13 protein-coding genes are annotated in these 18,550 nt (G+C 50.2%); all 13 read right to left on the bottom strand.

What is annotated here, in order from left to right; genetic code table 11:
* Positions 1–4: 4 nt before the first annotated feature.
* A complete protein-coding gene (locus H5079_RS13885) occupies positions 5–1,936 on the bottom strand; it encodes a phage tail tip protein (protein WP_182684307.1) in 1,932 nt (643 codons plus the stop codon).
* A complete protein-coding gene (locus tag H5079_RS13880; protein ID WP_182684306.1) occupies positions 1,933–3,750 on the bottom strand; it encodes a hypothetical protein in 1,818 nt (605 codons plus the stop codon). The genes H5079_RS13885 and H5079_RS13880 overlap by 4 nt, the downstream gene beginning before the upstream one ends.
* Entirely contained in the window at positions 3,750–4,112 is a 363-nt protein-coding gene (locus H5079_RS13875) for a D-Ala-D-Ala carboxypeptidase family metallohydrolase (RefSeq protein WP_259398066.1), read from the bottom strand. The genes H5079_RS13880 and H5079_RS13875 overlap by 1 nt, the downstream gene beginning before the upstream one ends.
* A 64-nt stretch (positions 4,113–4,176) precedes the next feature.
* Positions 4,177–10,923 carry a hypothetical protein gene (locus tag H5079_RS13870; RefSeq protein WP_182684304.1) on the bottom strand — a complete coding sequence of 2,249 codons (6,747 nt, stop codon included), beginning with the start codon at positions 10,921–10,923 and terminating at the stop codon, positions 4,177–4,179.
* 67 nt (positions 10,924–10,990) lie between these two features.
* Positions 10,991–12,940 carry a hypothetical protein gene (locus H5079_RS13865; protein ID WP_182684303.1) on the bottom strand — a complete coding sequence of 650 codons (1,950 nt, stop codon included), beginning with the start codon at positions 12,938–12,940 and terminating at the stop codon, positions 10,991–10,993.
* Between the two features lie 12 nt (positions 12,941–12,952).
* Entirely contained in the window at positions 12,953–13,480 is a 528-nt protein-coding gene (locus tag H5079_RS13860; RefSeq protein WP_182684302.1) for a hypothetical protein, read from the bottom strand.
* Positions 13,481–13,632: 152 nt separating this feature from the next.
* Positions 13,633–14,202 (bottom strand): hypothetical protein, encoded by a 570-nt coding sequence (locus tag H5079_RS13855; RefSeq protein WP_182684301.1) that lies wholly within the window; start codon positions 14,200–14,202, stop codon positions 13,633–13,635.
* Entirely contained in the window at positions 14,202–14,585 is a 384-nt protein-coding gene (locus H5079_RS13850; protein ID WP_182684300.1) for a hypothetical protein, read from the bottom strand. Before H5079_RS13850 ends, H5079_RS13855 begins: the two co-directional genes overlap by 1 nt.
* Positions 14,585–15,199 carry a hypothetical protein gene (locus H5079_RS13845; protein WP_182684299.1) on the bottom strand — a complete coding sequence of 205 codons (615 nt, stop codon included), beginning with the start codon at positions 15,197–15,199 and terminating at the stop codon, positions 14,585–14,587. The genes H5079_RS13850 and H5079_RS13845 overlap by 1 nt, the downstream gene beginning before the upstream one ends.
* Positions 15,199–15,864, bottom strand: a complete 666-nt coding sequence (locus H5079_RS13840) for a DUF6682 family protein (protein WP_182684298.1) — start codon at positions 15,862–15,864, stop codon at positions 15,199–15,201. Before H5079_RS13840 ends, H5079_RS13845 begins: the two co-directional genes overlap by 1 nt.
* Positions 15,865–15,879: 15 nt before the next feature.
* Positions 15,880–16,230: a hypothetical protein gene (locus tag H5079_RS13835; RefSeq protein ID WP_182684297.1), complete on the bottom strand. Its 351-nt coding sequence runs from the start codon at positions 16,228–16,230 to the stop codon at positions 15,880–15,882.
* 53 nt (positions 16,231–16,283) lie between these two features.
* Positions 16,284–17,399 (bottom strand): N4-gp56 family major capsid protein, encoded by a 1,116-nt coding sequence (locus tag H5079_RS13830; RefSeq protein ID WP_182684296.1) that lies wholly within the window; start codon positions 17,397–17,399, stop codon positions 16,284–16,286.
* A 295-nt stretch (positions 17,400–17,694) separates the two neighbouring features.
* Positions 17,695–18,550: hypothetical protein (locus H5079_RS13825; protein WP_220488996.1), on the bottom strand; the 856-nt coding region annotated here is incomplete at its 5' end.

Here is an 18,550-nt window from a genome sequence, read left to right as displayed (position 1 = left end):
ATTCCTAGAAATGAAGGCCACCGACACGTTTAAGCGTCGAACCTGTTTTAAATACATCTGCCACAATTGCAGACTCTTGTACTAATATGTTGTCGTTAACCCCCGGGATTAACACGACCTCGAACGAGTGCTCAGCGGCGCTAACTGGTATCTTGCAACCCAGTTGAACCGTTACCGACCCCTCTTCTCTGGCGTTGTGTGAGCTGAACCGTTGCTCGACTGAACCGTTAAGTAGCAGGTGAACCTCAAAGTTACTAGACGAACCCCCGCCGTCTTGGTGGTCTAGCGCAATACCACTAACCACAAGTACCCGTTCTGCCGTAGCACCCATCTGGCCTGCTGTTATTACGCCCTCAATAAGTGTGAACCGCTGGCTGGCCCCTACTGGATAAGGTTTCTTAACCACAACTACAGCACGGTCAACAATATCCCCCTCAATGTTTTTGGCGAACAACGTACCTTCGATAGTGCATGTTTCACCAATACGGACGTTCTCAAGCGTTCCCGACTTAGCCTTAATGTTGCCATCAAAAAACCCATCGACAGACCGCATAATGCCCTTGCTATCTACTGAGAACCCATTGCCAACCGTTAGCGATGCGCCATCAATCGACCCACCTTTTATGATTGGGGATGAGAACGACACGCCCACTTTCACACGCTCTGCGACGATGTTAGCCGCCAGTAGGTTATATATCTCGGCGCTCTGTATTAGTGCCGTGTCGATTACTGTTTTGCCATTCTTAATGATGAACGGGAACAACTTATCGTTACCGCCCGTAACCGCAAATGTCTGGGCATCGACAATGAAGCTTGTTTTTAGGCCATCATTGAGAAAACCGACACCGCCCTGTAAGTCACCAACCTTAGTTTTGACACCCCACTGTGCCTTGTAGCCCTTGTCCGCAGAGGCTGCAACACTCGATAACTCCTGTAGCGTTACGCCTGTACCATCATAATCAACAGTGTAGTTGCGTATGGCCTCGGCTATTGCCCCGCGCTCACTAACAAGCGTTGTTTCAAAGCTGCTAATGTTCGCGTTAATGATTTTGCCTAAGTCATTTTCCCAACGTGATTCCATTTCCTGAATGCGTAACACGTATGCTTCATCTGCATTCACTGCTGCATGTATGCCGCCCGATAGCCTTGCGTAGTTCTTTGCAAGCTGTAACTGTAAGTTCTCGCTTTGGACGTGCTTTGATATAGCTTCACCCATTGCCTGCTCTGCCAGCAAGTCGCTAAGTGACGAGCTGTTAGCCAGTAGCTTGCCTAGACCTGAGTCGCCTAACGAGCTGCCTTGCAATGTGCGGTTTATGGTGTCCATTATGCTCAAGTCGCTGCGTAACCACTTAAAGTTTTCACCTGCCGCGATCTCTTCGCTGTATTTAACAAGCACCTGCTCTGGTGTCTCGGACGTACTAGCCTTCGTACCTTCTGGCGAGCTTACATCACCCGCTTGGAAGTCACGGTTTACATGGCGCGCCCAATAAACAAATGACTTTGCAGGCTCTACCATATCTGAGAAGAACCCCGTAGCCGATGAGCCGACAAACAACGCGTCAGCAAATACAGGCGTTGCTCCCACGACACCTGTCACATCAACACGGTAAATCTCAGTTAGCGCATACCAGCTAGCCTTTGGTCTATCCCACTCAAGCCCCACCATGTTGAACATGCCAAATGCTGCAAAGCCTGTAGGTCTTGTTGGCATTGGATCATTAAACGCCGTAATCGACCCCGACTCGGTTTTGGTAGCCAGCATACGCATGTCAGTTGTGCCGATAGACTTCTGCAAGTCGCGGAACGTAACAGCGCGGTCGAGTGAATTACCTCGACCCATGCCCGATTGTATTTGCACCGTTTCGCGCACCGCACTAAGGAACTGCTGTACCGAACGCGGAACGTCTTTAGGAACAGGGGGCAGCGCACGGCTCATTCTAATTCCTCCGGTGACTGTGCTAATTGTATATCCCTGACCTCAAGCCTTGTCGATTGACTTATGGCCTCTACTGCTACTCGCCACTTAAACGACCTGCTGTTGAACGGCAAGTATGCGAACATAGGGCTGTTAACGTCCTTCGTATAGCTAATCACTTCGCCCGATACTGGATGCACACACTCCACACGTACTCGAACGGGGAATGCATTAGCCCGCACCTTTACTATGTTGAAACACGTAGGGTCATTGAACAGGTAGGTTTTCGACTCCCAACCCATGCTCATGTGCCCCTCTTTAGACTTATCAAACATGTGCAGCTCGCGTGTCGCTGTGTCCACAAACGCTAAGTCATTAGTCTCGTCCATCACAACAAACGACTGCGCTTGAATATCCACGGTACGAATGCCCGCTTTTGGATCAAGTGCATCGAATACCAGCGTTTTGCCTACAGTTGGGCAGTGTACGAACACCTTGTTGTTGTAGTTCGCCAGTATCATTGTCGTAGGGTCTAGCTCGCGCCATGCGTTAGAGTCAATAAAGCCCGTGCTCACGTTAGCCATGCTGTAACCTTCGATACGGTACAGGCCAGTCTCACTTGTGAAGTAGACAGCGCCCGCCACTTCGGTTGAACCTTCGGCACTTGAACAAGGTACAGGGTCGGCTAACCGCGCAGCATCCATCGACTCAGGATGAACACCTTGCACGATGTAAGGTACGCCAGTTGTTAGCACCACAAGGTTAGAACCCGAAGGCTGTATTGTTACAATATCCTCTTGAAACACTTTGTAGTAGCGAACAGGCCACGCGTAAAAAGCATCTGGCTCTGCGAAACACAGTAAGCGTTTGTTGTGGCCGACCAGCGTATCAGAACCCATGACCACTACTTTCTGCATAGGGCCATTCGGGTACAGGCTCGCATCAAGGTCTGGCGCACCTACCCAATCCTCGTTAATTGGCGCATCGAGTAAGTCGCCACTGTACTTCGAGTCCTCATACGTTTTCTGTGTTAGCGGTATTTCGTCCACGAACTGAAAGACACTTGTGCCCGACGCAGCCAAGTTCGTGCGGTATATTCGTATTTTGCCTGATGTTCCGCGAAGTGGGTCAACCGCCAACAACGCGTCTGGTACATCTGGGAACGTCAGTGTTACTTTTTTAGTATTTATGTACTGCCATTCTTTGATAGTAACTAGCTCAGTCGGATCGGCCAGCGCACTTAACCTGCCCCACGCGTCGACATAACAGTATGAGTAAACTACATCTGCCAAGTCATACTCGCTTTCCTCTGGCGATTCAAAAGGCTTAACACCTATGATGCCATCACCATTCGAGTCTGTGCCTTCGACCGCATCTTTTGGCATGTACTCTTCGCCATTTTCATCTAGCATAGACTCCGAAACCCAGTTATCCGCGTCCTCGACCAAAACGCCCGATATTCTTGCAGGCACAGGAACATTCAACGGGTATGACACGGCTGGGTATGGCCCGCCCCCTTGCTCAGCGTTTAAGTTGTACACAACCTTTGGCTCATTTGTACCCGACGCAAACAGCACGTAATCGTAAGCATCGTTCTTCAACGGGGCTTTAGCGGCGTATGTTAGGTCAGGCCATGTAAACCACTGGTTCTTGTACTTATACATCGACTTTGCATTGGCGCGGCCAAACGTACCTAGCGATGTTGGTAGCGCCCACGGTTCGAGTATGCCCCGCTCAGATTTTGTATTGTGCGACACGGACGAGTAGCCATCTGGCACACTCTCCACATCGAATTTGGGTGCTGTGCCTAAGAAGGCATTAAACGTAATTTTCATTAGCTGTAGTTCCAGCTCGTAGGGTCAGCCTGTATGCGCCAGTCAATATGAATGAACGTGTTACCAAAGCCGAAGCCCTTAGCCCCAAGCTTCAAAGCAAGCTCAATAATTCGCATACGTTTTCTTCCCCACGGCACACGAATATCAAACGCGATGCCTTGGTTATGTGTGCCTGGTTTATCTTTACGTGCCTCATCTTCATGTAATGGGCAACGGTACGCACTATTTAGGGTCAATGGTCCTACTTCCTCTCGGATTCGTTGGAGCATGCGAAGTGCAAAAAGGTCACACTCATTAGGTACTTCGCGGTTACATACGTTACATCTACAGCGCAGCTCTTTTGCAGAGAAGTTTTTTGTCATTGGTTCTGTCATTGCATATGCCTCATAGTAGCATTACTTATGAGGCATTATAACAGTGTTGCTACTAATACTTAATCATATTCTCAACTCCATCGTTGAAGGGCTTAGCCAGCCACGGTATTTGGTTAACTAATGGCACTACTCGGCTCGGTTGCATTTCGAGTGTCGCCACATCTACAGCGAACTGTGCCGTAGGACCCGCAGCCGCTACTACAGGGTGGCTGCCGTATGTTGTGCCCTTGTACACAGACTCCGCCATTGATAGAGGACCCAATAAACCAGTCGCCATAAACACGCTGCTACCCCAATCAACTAAGTCGCGTTCGCCCTGCCAAGCTGGTCTGCCGAATGGGTATCGGATCAACTCACGCATCAACTCTGCCATTAGCGCCATAGGTAAGGCCACTGCTGCTGTTACGGCAATTGCTCGCATTGGGTTAGATGCCATGTCTTTATCCTTCATGCCCGCAGACAGCGCGTTCTTTAAGTTATCGTAGAAACCGTAGAAGAACTTTTTAAGCGTAGTAACAAGCAGGAAACGCGGGTCATTCGCCACTAACGGTAGCTGCGTAGCTCGCGGGTTCGTCACTGCTTCATTGACAAACTTATGCACTGCGTCACGATACTTCTTGCCCGCAACACTCGATAGGTCTGCCTTTTCCGCGAACTCTCTGACCTGTGCCGCCGTTACTCCCAGCTCGTTTAGTCGTTTCTCGCCAGCTGCCCCATCTTCTGCGGCACGAACCAAGTAACGCTCACCCGCTTTAGTGGCAATAGCACGAGTTAACTTCGTTATGTAGTTCTGACCGTTAAGCTTAAACACCGTGGCTTGAATCTTCTGCGACACACGGCCAGCTGTCATGTCGTTCATGTTGTACATTTCTTGTAGCGAGTGCTCGATAGCCGCATCCGTTACTATGTCTAGGTCACGCGCCACCTTGAATAGTTGCTCACGGCCTACACCGGTCAACACGCTTTTCGCATCGTCCAACATGCCTTTAGTATCACCACGCATTCGAGCATAAGTAGCTGCCACCTCTGGAATACTAGCCAAACCTGAGAACCACAACACAGTCGCCGATTGGAAAGCCAACGCTGCTGAGTTTAGGGCGCGTAACTTAGGTGACATACCCATTCCTAAACGGCCTGTAACGCCTTGGTACAACTTGGCGAACTCTTGGCGATTGCCAGTGTGTACTTCACTTTGTATACGGTTGAACTCTGCATTTGAGTCCCACTTACCACCTACCATACCGCCGTGTGTTTCGTTCCATGATGCCCAACTTGTAGCCGAGTTAATCAGCCTTAACAGGTGTCGCGGTGCATCGGTGTCCACATAGCCCCCTTCTTTGAGCTTGTCATATAGGGCATCTATCGCTTTACGGCCACCACGGGGCTGGTTTGTTAGCTCTGGTCTAATGGCAAACTCAGGGTAGCCTCGGCCATCTAGGATCGACTCTAAGAGGCGTTCAGGATTCTTGATGCCGTTCTCCCGCAATATAGACAAAAAGCCCTCACGATTGCGTTCAACCTCATGTAAGTCTAAATGCACCTTAGATGTAACAGGTTCGTATGATGGATCATGTTTCTTGGTGTACATGTTTATCTCACGGACAAACGCTTCATACTTGCTGCGTTCTGGGCTGTCGACCTTGCGTATTGAGTCCTCGTAGCCTTTTTGTATAGCGGGCGCGTCGCCTATGTCTTTACCCATACGTGATGCTAGATACTCAGTGGCATTACGTTGTAGTGCAGTAGACTTGTCTGCTCGCTCCCCAGCCTCAGGGTGTATGCGGCCTAATCGTGTACGCGTCATTTCAAACAGGCGGAATAGAGACTTTTTAGCCATGCCACGATTACGCTGTACGGTTTTCATTACCTTGCGGTTAAGCTGTATCTTGCGGCCTTTGCTCAAGTCCGTACCATCAGGCGCTTTGCCATCTTTGTACGATGCGAACGCTCGCTCAGCAACTTCGACACGTCGCTCTGCCTCTTCGGTCAATTTGGCTATGATAGCCGCTGCATCTTCTGGCTTCGCCGCGCTTTTCTTAACACTTTCCAGTAGGTCTGCACGGTGCTTAGCCTGCACCAGCTCAGCGTGTACGTTTGTTCCTTTACCAAAGTCACCCTTGTTCACAAACTCTTTCTTAGAGTGCGCCACATCTGCCCTAGCCACCGCGCCCAATAGCTTAGGGGATGCCGTATCAATCGCGCCATGAGCATTACGCAGCTCAGCGACCGTGTAGCCCTCAACATCATTGCGGCGAATGGCCTCAACAATAGCAACCTTCATGGTGGTGTTGGCCTTATCTACAGCGGCCTTCGCCTCTTTAATCTCAGCCTCAATGTCTACGCCCTTTGACTTACTAACCTGCGCCAGCTTTTCTTTGGCCTCAACCAAGTTCGCCTCTAGACCTTTTTTTACAGCTGATTGTGCGCTGCTCATGTCCTCAGCTTTTGATTTAACGCGCTTACGTACTGCTGAACGTGTGCTACGGGCTGTCGATATTTCGTCACGGTTCTGAATTTCATCATCTTCGCGCTTAGTTTTCATCGTTAGCTCGCCGCCATCTTTGGCTGCCTGCTCATAGTCCTTGTCGAATACGTTAGCTCTGGCCTCGGTTAACAGCTCATCCCCGCGTTCCTCTGTTATACGGCCATCGGCAACAGCATCAGCAACGAGGTCGGCAACTTCATCGTATGACACTTCATCGCGGTACACGTTGCCTATATCATCTGGCACCAAGTCGGCCAGTGTACGGCTGCTGTTAATTTCATGCTCAACACTGCTGATAAACGATGCAAGCTCCGCGTCGCTAATATCACCAACCTTGTTCGCCAGCTCTGCCGCTGCTTTTACTTGGCTAAGCTCTGGCCTATCCGCCAGCTCAATACCTATTTTACGCATGGTGGCTCTATGCTCTTTGCCCACATGTGCCGTGCGTACCACATCTTTTTTAGGCGTGTACTTCTTGCCTTTGTGGTGAATGTTCCCTCTGATTGTGCCCATAGTAACCGACGCTAACTTGTCGCCATCCATTCGGTACACCACAGAATCATCACGTATTGTGCTCAAATCAATGCTGAACATTGGGCGGCCATCTGGCAGGCGCAACTCGGCCAGTGCCGAAATGCCACTTAACACCGCGCTCGACAGCTCGTTTATAAAGTTTAAGTTGCTTGAGTCCGCATCATTTAAGTCCAACTTATCTTCGCGCATCGACCAGCGGGTCACTGCGTCCATATCAACATGTAACTTTTTACCCGTTTCGTTATCGCGTACCGTAATACCCCGATCACTTCTTGCCGCCCCTTTTTCTGGGCGCGCATCACGGTAACGTTTGTTTCGCGGGAACGAGCTGCGAACCGCCTTTGCTAGTCGCTCGCTAGGTGATATTTGAGGCTCTTTGCCAACAGATACAAACTCTGGAAGGATGCCCGCACGTTCGAGGATATTGCCTACCGCCTCATAGTCTTTGTTGTCCAAGTGCTCTTTAATCTTACCCAAGACACCTGCCGATAAGTGGGGTGTATCTGGGCGGCGTTCTTGGTTGCCATGTGTGAACAGGGTTGGCTTATTGTCGCCAACCGTAAACTGGGTATTTTTTGTTGTGTTGCCATTGTTGATAGGGTCTTTGTCCGCACGGCCACGTTTAGGTAGCCTATCGCCAAGCATCTGCTCGCGCTCAGTTGGCTTGACCTTCTCACGCATGAACCTTACTAGTGGCGCGCCATTCAGTCCTTTTACGCCCCTAAGTGCTCGGTACGCCTCTTCCGCTGCTTTCGTGCGTCGAACATAGTGCGCTGCTACTTCAAGGTCATTGTCGGTAGTGTCTATTATCCCCTGAACATCACCCACGTTACGCTCTGCGCCATCCTCGCCTTTTTCGGTGTACGCTACTTGTTGGTCTGTTCTAGCCCCTAGCTCCCGCTGGGTTTTGTCCGCTGCGGTGCTCTCGTACATGTTATTGACAGCTTTAGGGAATGCTTTAATGAACTCATGCTTGTCTACACGCGCCTGTAACGCCTGCAATTTCGCGTAGATGTCCTTATTGCCCTTATGCTTTTCAATGTCGCCTAGCGCCTTTGCAGAGGCATCACTTATTGAATTTGGGTCAATAGCATCGCCATCTTTAAGGTACTGTTCGTACTGCTTTTCGGCTTCAAGCAATTTACCCATATCGCCATCGCTGGCCGTGCGAGTACCCAGCTCTTGCTTGAGGTAATCAAGCTTGCCCTTTGTAGTGGTCGGCTTGGCCTTAGGCTTACGAGCCGCCTTTTTATCGGCTGGCGTTCCACCCAAGCTGCTATCCACAATCTTGTTAAGCAGGGTCATTTTATCCGCTACAAGCGAACCTGACGACTCGAAGTCATAATGCTGGCCGACTTCCGCTAACTGCTTAGCGTTCTTGGCTACTTCGGTAGCGAATATGTCTCGCGCAGCCTGTGTATTCTTGCCTTTGCCCTCGATTACACTACGAACACGCACTTTTAGTTTGTCTTTAGCGTGATCCAACATAGTCATTGCATCGTCAACTTCTTGCTTGCTAGGTTTACGGCCTTCCATGCTCCAATCTGGGGTGCTCTTAGCTAAGCCTTTACGTTTGTCCTTAGGCGCTTCACCTTCTGGTACAAATACTTTATCCGCGTTCTTGGTTTCTGGCTCAACAACAGCCTCTTTTTTAATGCGTTCGCGTGTCTTAACACGGTCTGCCTTGTTTTTGGTGTAGTCACGGAACATTGCACGGCCATCGAACTTGTTAGCATTGCGGTACACAATGTTGTTTAGCTCAGGGTTAACATTAGCCAATGCCGCTTTTAGCGCCGTATCTGTGCCTATTTCCTCGGCCTCTCGCAACCGTTCTTTCTGGCCTTCGGTCAGCTTGATTTTGCTGTCGCGTGACATTCGGATCACTTGCTTAAACACTCGCGCCAGTGCATCGTCACCTCGTTCCTTGTCATAGCCGCCCGACAATGGTGTCTTTGAGCCATAATGCGAATCTGCCGCGTAGCTCGCAAGTTCGTCGTTTGTTAGCGCACCACTGTCGATGAGTGCCCCAACTTCTTTTTCACTTAGCGGCTTGCCCTTAGGTTCAAGCACGTCGCGCAGCTCATCGTAACGCTCGCTTTTCAGGTTCGGTACATCACGCGTAGTCATTGAGTCGAACTGACCTTGGCCTACTACACCCAAATCCGCGCCCTCTTCCAGCTCTGGCTTATCAGTTTTGATACCGGCCTTTACTTTCTTAGGTGTTAACTTAGCTACACGTTCTACGCTTTTTTCTAGTGTTTCCGCGCCCGTAAAGTCAGCCTCGTCTTGCTCAACCTCGACAACGGTATCTTCTTTCCAGCCTTCGCTATCGACTTTCTCGCCCTCGGCATCAACACCCTTTTTAGCCTCGTTGTATTCTTGCATGAAACCATGAGCATTGGCCGTAGCAGATGCCACACCACCCATAGCACCACCGCCAATAACGCCACGTAAACCAGCCTCGATTGCTTGTTTCGTGTCAAGACGCCACTCATCACCACCCATTTCTGTTGCGATAATCTCGTCAATAGTGGCCTGCGCTATTTCTGTAGCACCCTCAACCCCCGCACCAATGCCAGCGGTAACACCAATATCTTTAAGGCGTTTAGCAACAGAAGGTTTAGCCAGTGCATCCAGTACAGGTTTAGCCGCTGCATCCGATATGCCACTGGCCTTGAGCGATTTACCCATAACAGCAAGGAATGGTAGCGCGTTCGTCGCTGCCCCCGCTGTACCTGAAAGTAACGCCTCAGCTGTGTGCTCACCTTCATCAATTGCATCAAGGCGGTTCTCCATGTTACCCGCAGCCTGTGCAAAGCCCGATAGCGCAGGTCCCGCATACATGCCAGCTTTAGCACCTTTAGCCAGTGCTCGACCTGCCGTAGCCCGCATAGCCCCCATAAGGCCAGCGCCCGCTACAGCACCTACGCCACCCGTTGCCGCACCCGCTGCCACAGTACCCACAGTTGCAAGCGCATCCACTATAAGACCAGGAGCGAGTTCGCCTAGCGTTTCGACCACATAGTCAACCGCCTGCTCAAAGCCCTCAACCTTTTCGTATGTCTCGTACTTACGCTTGTTTAGTGCCGAATCAATGCCGTGTTTTTTGGCTATAAGCGAGCCTTCCGCCGCCCACTGGTCATTGCCTACCGCCTCACCAATGAAGTTTAAAGCCCCGCCCAACGCTGCTTTGGTGTCGGACGTGCCCCGATCAAATGCCTTCTCAAACGTACCACGGCGGTCATATACATCTGACGTTAATGTGCCTTTTTCCCACGGCGCGAACTCGTCATTCATTTCTCGGTTCTGGTCGCCGACAGCGTTCATTTCAGCATTGCTTGACGACTCGTAACCTAGCGCACGTCGCGCAACACCTGTCATTTCAGCTTGCGTAGATTCCACCCCACGGCTCGCAGCTGCGGCACCTGACATAACCATATCTGGGGCAATATCTACACCATATTTGTTGCGGAACTCAACGAGCTTACGGCCATAGTGCCCTGTGCCCTCATCCGTTGGCGCAATATAACCGCCATCATCGAATACGTCCTGAACCACGTCCTGTGCGGCCTGTGCGTTAGGGTGCTCATCTGCTCGGCTGGCATGGTATTTTTCGTTTGTGTTGTAGCCTACCGCACGAGCATCTTTGTCTTCCCCAATGTCCGCACTGTCACCATCGCGCAGTTTCCCTTCCATAGCATCAGCTGGGCGTTCATTAGTTAGCTCCCCTCGTGCCTCTGCTCTACGGCGCATTTCATTTACTACTTCATTACTTTCCATACAAAAAAATCCCCAACATTTTTACTGTTAGGGATTTTAACACTATTACTACTAACTTACTTCAAGACTATCGTTGTTCGCTCATAAACTTAGCTTTAAACAGTTCGTCAACATCAGCTTGCATTCCATCAGTCCACGCCACTTTGCCGCCTTGTGTGATCGCATCACGAGTCTCTATAAGGTGGTCATTGTATTGCTTTCGTATGTCCTGCATATCTACTTTAGGGTAGTTGACACTTAGCGTCTTAATTGTCTCTGCCGCTGCTGGCTTATACTTGGCCTCAGTAGCGGTTATGTATGGCGTAATGCTCTGCACTGTCATATCACTCGCGGGGTTATCTTTGAGGTATGACTCGACCGCACCTGACCACATACCCGCAAAACCAATAGAACTCGCGGCCTCTAGGCTATACCGCTCCGATGCCATGAATCTGTCGGCCAGCATTTCAACCTGTGCAGTTAGACCTTTAATCTGGTCGGTATTCATGCCTTTTTTAGCACCGATGAATGTCGCCACTGAGCCTCCAACTTCTTTTAGCTGGCTACGCGTTTCTTTCTGTTGTTTTTGCTTATCATCTTTCAGTTTAGACGTAGCCTTAGCCGCCTCAGTTTGTGCCTTGATTAAATCCTCACGCGCCTTGGCAACTTTACTTGTAGCCTTAGCCGACGCATCCAACACAGACACATTATGCTTTTCAATATCATGGCGGTTAAAGCGCATGTCGCCCGTTTCCATGAAGTTAGTCATGTCTTTTTCGTTGATATTGCCCGTAATGTATAGCTCGCCAATAACCGATGCCTGCTTGCGCTTGTTCGCATACTTTTTACGAATGGCCTCTAGCTTTGACTCAACATCTTCAACCTCACTGATTGGCTCTAGCTCTGCGCGTAGCTTAGGTAGCTCACCACCTGCCTTCTCTATCGTTTCCTTCGTGTCGCGTAGGTCAGCCACGCCCTCAGGTGTCGCCACTTTAGCGGTAGGACGAACCTTAGCCACACCATCATCCTGCACCGTAGTCTGCGCGCTATTACCTAGCAAGAATGCCTTGCCTGTTTTCTTGATAGACTTATCAAACCCACGTTCTATAGCGCCCTCGGACAACCACTCGCCCGCCTCTATGACCTTGCCCGCTCCTTTTTTGGCCATTGAGTACATCTGCTCCAAACCCGTGTACACACTTTTGACCATTTCTTTTTGTGCACTGCCTATTGGATCAGAAATGTCAAAGCCTGCACCCCCCGACTCGCGCATATCAGCCTTACTGTGTTGCTTGCCCTTGCCCGCATCAATCGGCACATCTTCATCCGGTGCTGTTTGTTTGCCCTTAATCGCGTCTAGCAATCCTTGCTCTCGTAAGTTGCTAGTGAACTCCTCATGCGTTGCGGGACGAACAATGCCGCCCTCATCTGCTGTGAAGCCCGCTCTGATATAAGCCGCATGGTACTGAGGGTCAACACCACTCTTTTCAGCAAACTCAGCACTACGCGCCGCATGCTCTTCCAGTGCTGGTATGTCCTCATTGCGCGCTTTAATCGGTGTGCTCTCATTGTCTGTGGCCTTGACAGTTAGCGGTACTTCGCCATCCTCCCTTGCGACACTTAGCGTAGTGAATCCATCGCCTGTGTCATTTGCCACTAGACCTTTGCCCTGACCTGAGCCACCCGCGCCCAATGTCTTTTGTACACGCTCAAACCGACTTAGCTCTGCGGCCTCTTGCTCATCAATGTCGCTTTTAGCCAGCCCCACATATTCCTCACGAGAACTAAGGCTACGCTCCCGCTCAGCCGCAACTCGTTCGCGCTCTGCATCTTTGTAGTCGTACTCGCCCATCTGTCTATTGAACAGGGCATCCGACCTTACGTCCGCTTTCTTTTGGCGCTGCGAGTTTTCGTAGTCTAGTTTCTCCTGACGTTCACGCGCATACGCCTTATCCTGCTGGCGCTCATTGTACTGTGCATACTGCCCAATAGCGTTAACGATGGCCGAGCCATCGCGCATTCCATATCCACCTGCCATAAAACCCCCTACTTAGTTAGACAATGCGCCGCCAGCTGCGCCACCAATTGCTGCACCAGCCGATGCACCCCAAGGACCACCGAAGAAACCACCAATTACACCGCCAGCCACTGCACCCGCCTGTGACATGAAGCCGCTGTTCGCTGCTTTGTACGCCTCGTCACGCTGGGTCTTGGCCTGATATGCCTGTGACATAGACGCTGTGCCCGACGATTGTAGCTGCTCAGATATACTCATTAGCTGCGTTCTAGCCGCTTGCTGCTTGTTACGTTGATCCTCATACGATTGCGTGACAGATGCACTGTTAGCGCGCCCTACAGCTAGGTTGCGTCTGCTATCCATTGCCCCGCGTTGTGAGGCCAGTTGACCCCCCATACTGTAGCCCAACTGTCGGTCTGTAACTTCCCGCGTTCTTGCATCTAGGCCATTAGCCAACTCCCGCGTTTTGTCCACGAGCTTTGTACTTTCGGCCTCTTTTTGCAGGCTTTCGATCATCGGTAACGTGTTTTTCTCGTAGTCCGATATTTGGTTCTGATACATGTCACGCAGATTCTGCTCATAGTCCGCTGTTTCCGCTGCCTGTTGCGCCTTTTTAGCCTCGGATGCTTTGTGCTCTTCACTTCCTAAATAGTCTTGGTAAGGCCCCATTGAGTTATTGTTGCCAATACCGCCACCCCCGGGTAATTTGCCATTCATGACATCATATCTCCTGAGAATGAGTTAGAGGCTGATTGCTGACTGTATATTGACACTTGGCCTGCAATTTCTGGATCATTTACTTTACTGCCATCTTTCGAGTACGCGTATGCCGAAGCCCCCGCAAGCCCTACATCAAGCAAGCCCTGTGTCTTCGTATTCTTATCGGTGAAGTCCTGCATGCTACGACGCTGCCCATCTGCGGCCATGCTACGTGCTATGCGTTCAACGTTAGATGTGCCTAATCTTACAGCTTCACCCTCTGTTTCGTATGAACGGCCACCTTTACCCGACGCTGCAATTCCTGCCGACTGCACATCAACTGCACCATCAACTGTTTTGTATGAACCCGCTTTACGGTTTGCGTGTAGCCTGTCCCGCGACACTTTTGCAGACTCTGCACCAACGCGTGAGATTAGCTGCGACCTGTTATCACGTTTGTTCGATGCCATGAATTGATCACGGTTAGCATCTTTTACCGCTGACCCCTCGGCAAACATCTTTTTAGCCAGTACGACTTGTATCTTTTCGCCTTCGGGTGTCTCTGGCTTATCTGGTTTAGACATTAGACCTCCTTTGCATATGTTATTGATTCGACGTGAAAGCCAATGCGACTTGCCACGCGACCCCAGCCTTCTCTTGGGCTGGTGAATGTGATTTTACTACACCCCAACTGTTTAACAAAGCTAGTAGTATCACTAATGATTTGATTAAAGTCTTTGACGTGTCCCGACAGCGAGGCCGCAGCGAGAATGTGACAGGTGGTTTCGCTCCATTGAGCAATAAAGAACGACTCGCCATCCGCAATATGCAGTGTAGCCGCTTGGATTTCGAGTAGGTGTCGCATCTTTTCTGGGCTGTAACCCCCAAAATCAAGATAGAGCCGATTGATAGTCGGCTCTATAATGGGGAACACATCGCCTATTTCATCTGGCGTGAATGGTGTCATTACCAAGCGTACCCTTGGTTGAACTTAATCGAACGCTTAGGCCGACTACGATCATCCCGCACTTCCCGCTTAGCCATTGTTATGCCCTCTCTAAAGTGCATTTCATATGCCGCTGCTGCACGGCCATCTGTCCAAAGCTTTTCAGGCATAGACAGTAAGCGAGCAAGTGCCCCACGTCGGATAACATCAAACCACTTGTCGCCTAGCGAGTCAGGTACGCTGTCTATATTACGGTTGGGCTGCACGACAACCGCAACTTCTAGCGTACCTTTCTCAAATGCGTCAAGCAGGATAGTGCTGTTGCTATGGGCAAATGTCCCTACTCGGCCTGCCTTACCTACACGGTGCGCCAGCTCACTAACTAACTTGTAGCGCGCATCTCGGCCTGCTGGTTCAAAATAAGCGTACTTGGTTGAGGCCACATAAGTATTAACTGGCAGCTGTTCCAGTTTAACTGTGTCACCGACCAACTCGATACGCTCAGTATGTACCCACGCCTCCGATAGCCTAAAGAACTCTTGTATGGCATAGCGCACTTGGCGCGCTACCATAGTTTCAAGAGGCTCGGACACGTCCATGCGGATGCTGTCTACCCAATCCGTAACTGTAGCCATTAGCGTGTGCCAATCACATCACGAGTCACAGCATTGTCGCTTTCCATGCTGGCTTGAGTATCACCAACCTGTGCGGTGAAAATACTGTAATAGCCCTGCGCGCGCGCCTGCATTGACTCAGATTCTGTGAACTTACCAAACGCACGGTACAGAATGTAGTTGGCTACACATGCTGCGTACATCGTAGGCAAAGGAAAAACCTCTGTTAGCTCGGTAACTTCTGGCGGTGTTGTGCCGACAACCATCATTAGGCCAGTTGTGCCATCTGATGGGGGGTAAACATAGAACGAACGTGGGTCTGTTAAACTCGCGCTGTATCGGAATACCGTGTCAGTTTTTGGCCCCGCCATCCAGTTAGGATCTTCATTATCTAGCGTTGAGCGATCAACACGACGTACTGAACGACCCTCATCTTCGCCTACCATGTTGCATATGACCTCAAGTACGCGTGACGCACCCATAGTCGCAACACTCTGCTTTGAGCCAGCTTTCAGCATGAAAGTAGACGTACCGCTACATGCCTCTGGACGCACACGCGCTATTTCAGCACACGCTTCATTGAACCACTGCAATAGTTCAGGGTCACGCCATTGCACACCGCCATCATCAATGTCTCGCAACAAGACACGAACACGGTTTGTTAATACTGTTCCTACGGTTAACATGACGCTATACCCCTATTACTTAGTTTCTTTTTCTTTGTTTGCTGCACGAGTTGCCGCTGCTTTCTTAGCTGCTTCACTTGCTTTAGCTTTTTTAGCTGCGTCTTCTAGCGCCATTGCTTGCTCTAGTGAGGCTTTGTGATCCGCTTCGGCCTCAGCCTTAGCTTTCTCTTTAGCAGCTGCCTCAAGCTCTAACATGCGCTCCATTTCAGACTGCACATCTTCAAGTGGAACTAGGCCAGCTCGGATTGCCGAATCTTCCATATGTGCAGGTAGCTCGCGCGTTTCGCCCGATAGAACCAATGCCACATGACCACCAATTGGAGACACAACGCGAATAGTTTTGCGGGTAAAGTTTTTTAATTTCATTATGATTCTCTGTGTAGTGTTAAGGGGGTGGTTAACTCACCCCCTTAGACGCATTAGATTGCGAAGTCGATACGAACAACACCGTAGTCTTGCTTAACCGACGCGCTAGCTGACGCTTTAGCATCTTTGAACTGCATTTTCTTCATACCGAAGATTTTGCCGTAAGCGATACCGTAGTTGTTGCCGTAGTCGAAATGGTCACGCTCGTCCCATGATGGGCTGTCTAGGTCAATGAAGCCTAACGCTTGAGCACCACATAAAAGACCCATACAGCCTTCTACATCGCCCGCTGAACCCCATTTAGAACCTGCTGCTGCACCTAGAGTTGTAGGTACATGGCGGAACTCATGGATATGTAAGCCATCGACAATGTAAGACTCGCCGCCAGCAAACAAGGTGTTGCTTTCGCCACGAACACCCGCATGACGCGCGTTCTCTTTAAAGTCTGGGTCAAGCTTCAATGCCGCAAGAGCCATTGGGTGTAGGAACAAGTGGTAGATTTCTGAACCGCCAGCGCCACGAATACCACGAATGTAACGAGTTTTAGCAATCGCTTGTAAACGTACAATGTGGTCATAACCCAACTTGTCGCCTGCCGTGATAGCCGTAGTGTCACTATTAACTACTTGGCCGCCTTTAAGACACATTAAGTGACGCTCAGATGTTGCCGCAAGGCCACCCGCAGTGTTGAACGCTAAATCAGACAAGTTGTCGTCATTAGTACCCTGACCAGGGCGGACACGGCCATCGTTCGTTTGTGCGAAGTCTAAGCCCGCCAACTGTAGGAACGTCATTTGATCCATACGGTCTGAAAGCCAGTAAGAAAGCTGGTCACGCGCTTGTTCACGGAAGTTAACAACGGTCTTTTGGTCGTTCATCTTACCGGTGTTTTTCACAGCGTTTCGTAATTGGTCAACTTCTACTTTGTCTTGATGTGCAGTTAGCGTTGCTTCATTACCTGTCAGCTCGTTGTCACCAACGATACCATCACCGTGCATGTCTGGAACTAGCGTTACGATAGCCTCAGTACCACGTTCAGATTTGGTAAGTTCTGTAATGCGTTGGATCATCGCGTTCTGGCCTGAACCCATGAACTTTGAAACGAACATCTTTTCGCGCGCTTGATGCCAAGTGTCGCGTGACCATACTTTTTTAGCGTCGTCGTCCAACGCCGAGAAATTTGTTTTTGCCATTGTAAGCATATCCTTCGTTAGTCCCTGAGCCGTTGGCTTTGCTGCGAAACGACAAACAGAGGACTGTAAAAAATCCAGTTGTTTTGGGTGTCGTCCCGTAACGTGGGTCTATCGAAATTTATGCACGGCATACTGAGCTGTGGGGCAGGATTGTTTGACAAGGCATCACCTTGAATATGCCGTAATAGTAGCATTGCCACTAATACATGTAAACAGTAACACTACTATTTGCAGGCGTTAAAAAGCCGACTCTTGGTCGGCTCAGTGTGCATTAGATAAAGTAGTCGCCTCGCGCCTTGGCCTTAGCCTCTGCGCTCAACTTGCCGAACTCTTCATCAGACAAGCGGCCTATGTCAATATCAGGTCGACCATTGCGGCCACCCGACCCCGACAACTTGCCGTTCTCGCGTTTAGCCGCCTCTAGCTTGGCCTTGGCATTAACCTTCTTCGATGGTCTAGCCATATCAGCCTTGGGCTTAGCTGTGCGGTCAACAAGCGAGTTCTCTAGTGCAACTAGACGCACTGACTTTTTAAGTGCCTGTGCTGGCGTTAAACCGCGATCAACATAAAGGTCACGCATTTCGACAACTTCTTCGATTAAGCCTTCATCCGCATCATCGCCCGCGCTGTCAAGCTCTGGGTACTGTGCTGCTAACGAGGCCGCCGTATCACGCAGCTCAGACATTGCACGGTCTTGATTGATTTCATTACGTACACGGTCGGCCACTTCTTTTTCGGTTTTGCTGCTGTAAGCCTGAGACTGTGTAGCCATCATCTTACCGAAAATATCGAATGCCTTGTCTGTCTCACCATCGAGCATCGCCTCTTGCATGCTCTCAAACTCTTCACGCGTAAAACTTTCAACTACGCTTGGCTCTTCGGCTTTGCTACCTTTTGGGGCGGCCTTGAGCGTATCAACCGTATTTCTAAGTTGAGTTAACTCTGCCTCTAATGCGCGACGTTTGCCGATTTCTTTGTTCAGTCGATCCAGTGGGACTTGACGTTTTGTTTTGCTTTTTGATTCCTTTTTCGCAGGAGTCTCATCGTCTTGTGGTGCATCAGGATCAACTTCATCCTCGTCCGCATTTTCTTCATCTTCTGGATCATCTTCTGGATCATCTTCTGAC

The sequence above is a fragment of the Pseudoalteromonas sp. SG44-5 genome (assembly GCF_014164175.1).
Classification (GTDB): Bacteria; Pseudomonadota; Gammaproteobacteria; order Enterobacterales; family Alteromonadaceae; genus Pseudoalteromonas; species Pseudoalteromonas nigrifaciens.
This window is presented reverse-complemented; position numbering and strand designations above follow the sequence as displayed.

What these genes read in the sequence shown, in the direction of transcription:
- H5079_RS13885 (WP_182684307.1), bottom strand. Translation starts at nt 1,936, where the DNA reads ATGAGCCGTGCGCTGCCCCCTGTTCCTAAAGACGTTCCGCGTTCGGTA.
- H5079_RS13880 (WP_182684306.1), bottom strand. Translation starts at nt 3,750, where the DNA reads ATGAAAATTACGTTTAATGCCTTCTTAGGCACAGCACCCAAATTCGAT.
- H5079_RS13875 (WP_259398066.1), bottom strand. Translation starts at nt 4,112, where the DNA reads ATGACAAAAAACTTCTCTGCAAAAGAGCTGCGCTGTAGATGTAACGTA.
- H5079_RS13870 (WP_182684304.1), bottom strand. Translation starts at nt 10,923, where the DNA reads ATGGAAAGTAATGAAGTAGTAAATGAAATGCGCCGTAGAGCAGAGGCA.
- H5079_RS13865 (WP_182684303.1), bottom strand. Translation starts at nt 12,940, where the DNA reads ATGGCAGGTGGATATGGAATGCGCGATGGCTCGGCCATCGTTAACGCT.
- H5079_RS13860 (WP_182684302.1), bottom strand. Translation starts at nt 13,480, where the DNA reads ATGTATCAGAACCAAATATCGGACTACGAGAAAAACACGTTACCGATG.
- H5079_RS13855 (WP_182684301.1), bottom strand. Translation starts at nt 14,202, where the DNA reads ATGTCTAAACCAGATAAGCCAGAGACACCCGAAGGCGAAAAGATACAA.
- H5079_RS13850 (WP_182684300.1), bottom strand. Translation starts at nt 14,585, where the DNA reads ATGACACCATTCACGCCAGATGAAATAGGCGATGTGTTCCCCATTATA.
- H5079_RS13845 (WP_182684299.1), bottom strand. Translation starts at nt 15,199, where the DNA reads ATGGCTACAGTTACGGATTGGGTAGACAGCATCCGCATGGACGTGTCC.
- H5079_RS13840 (WP_182684298.1), bottom strand. Translation starts at nt 15,864, where the DNA reads ATGTTAACCGTAGGAACAGTATTAACAAACCGTGTTCGTGTCTTGTTG.
- H5079_RS13835 (WP_182684297.1), bottom strand. Translation starts at nt 16,230, where the DNA reads ATGAAATTAAAAAACTTTACCCGCAAAACTATTCGCGTTGTGTCTCCA.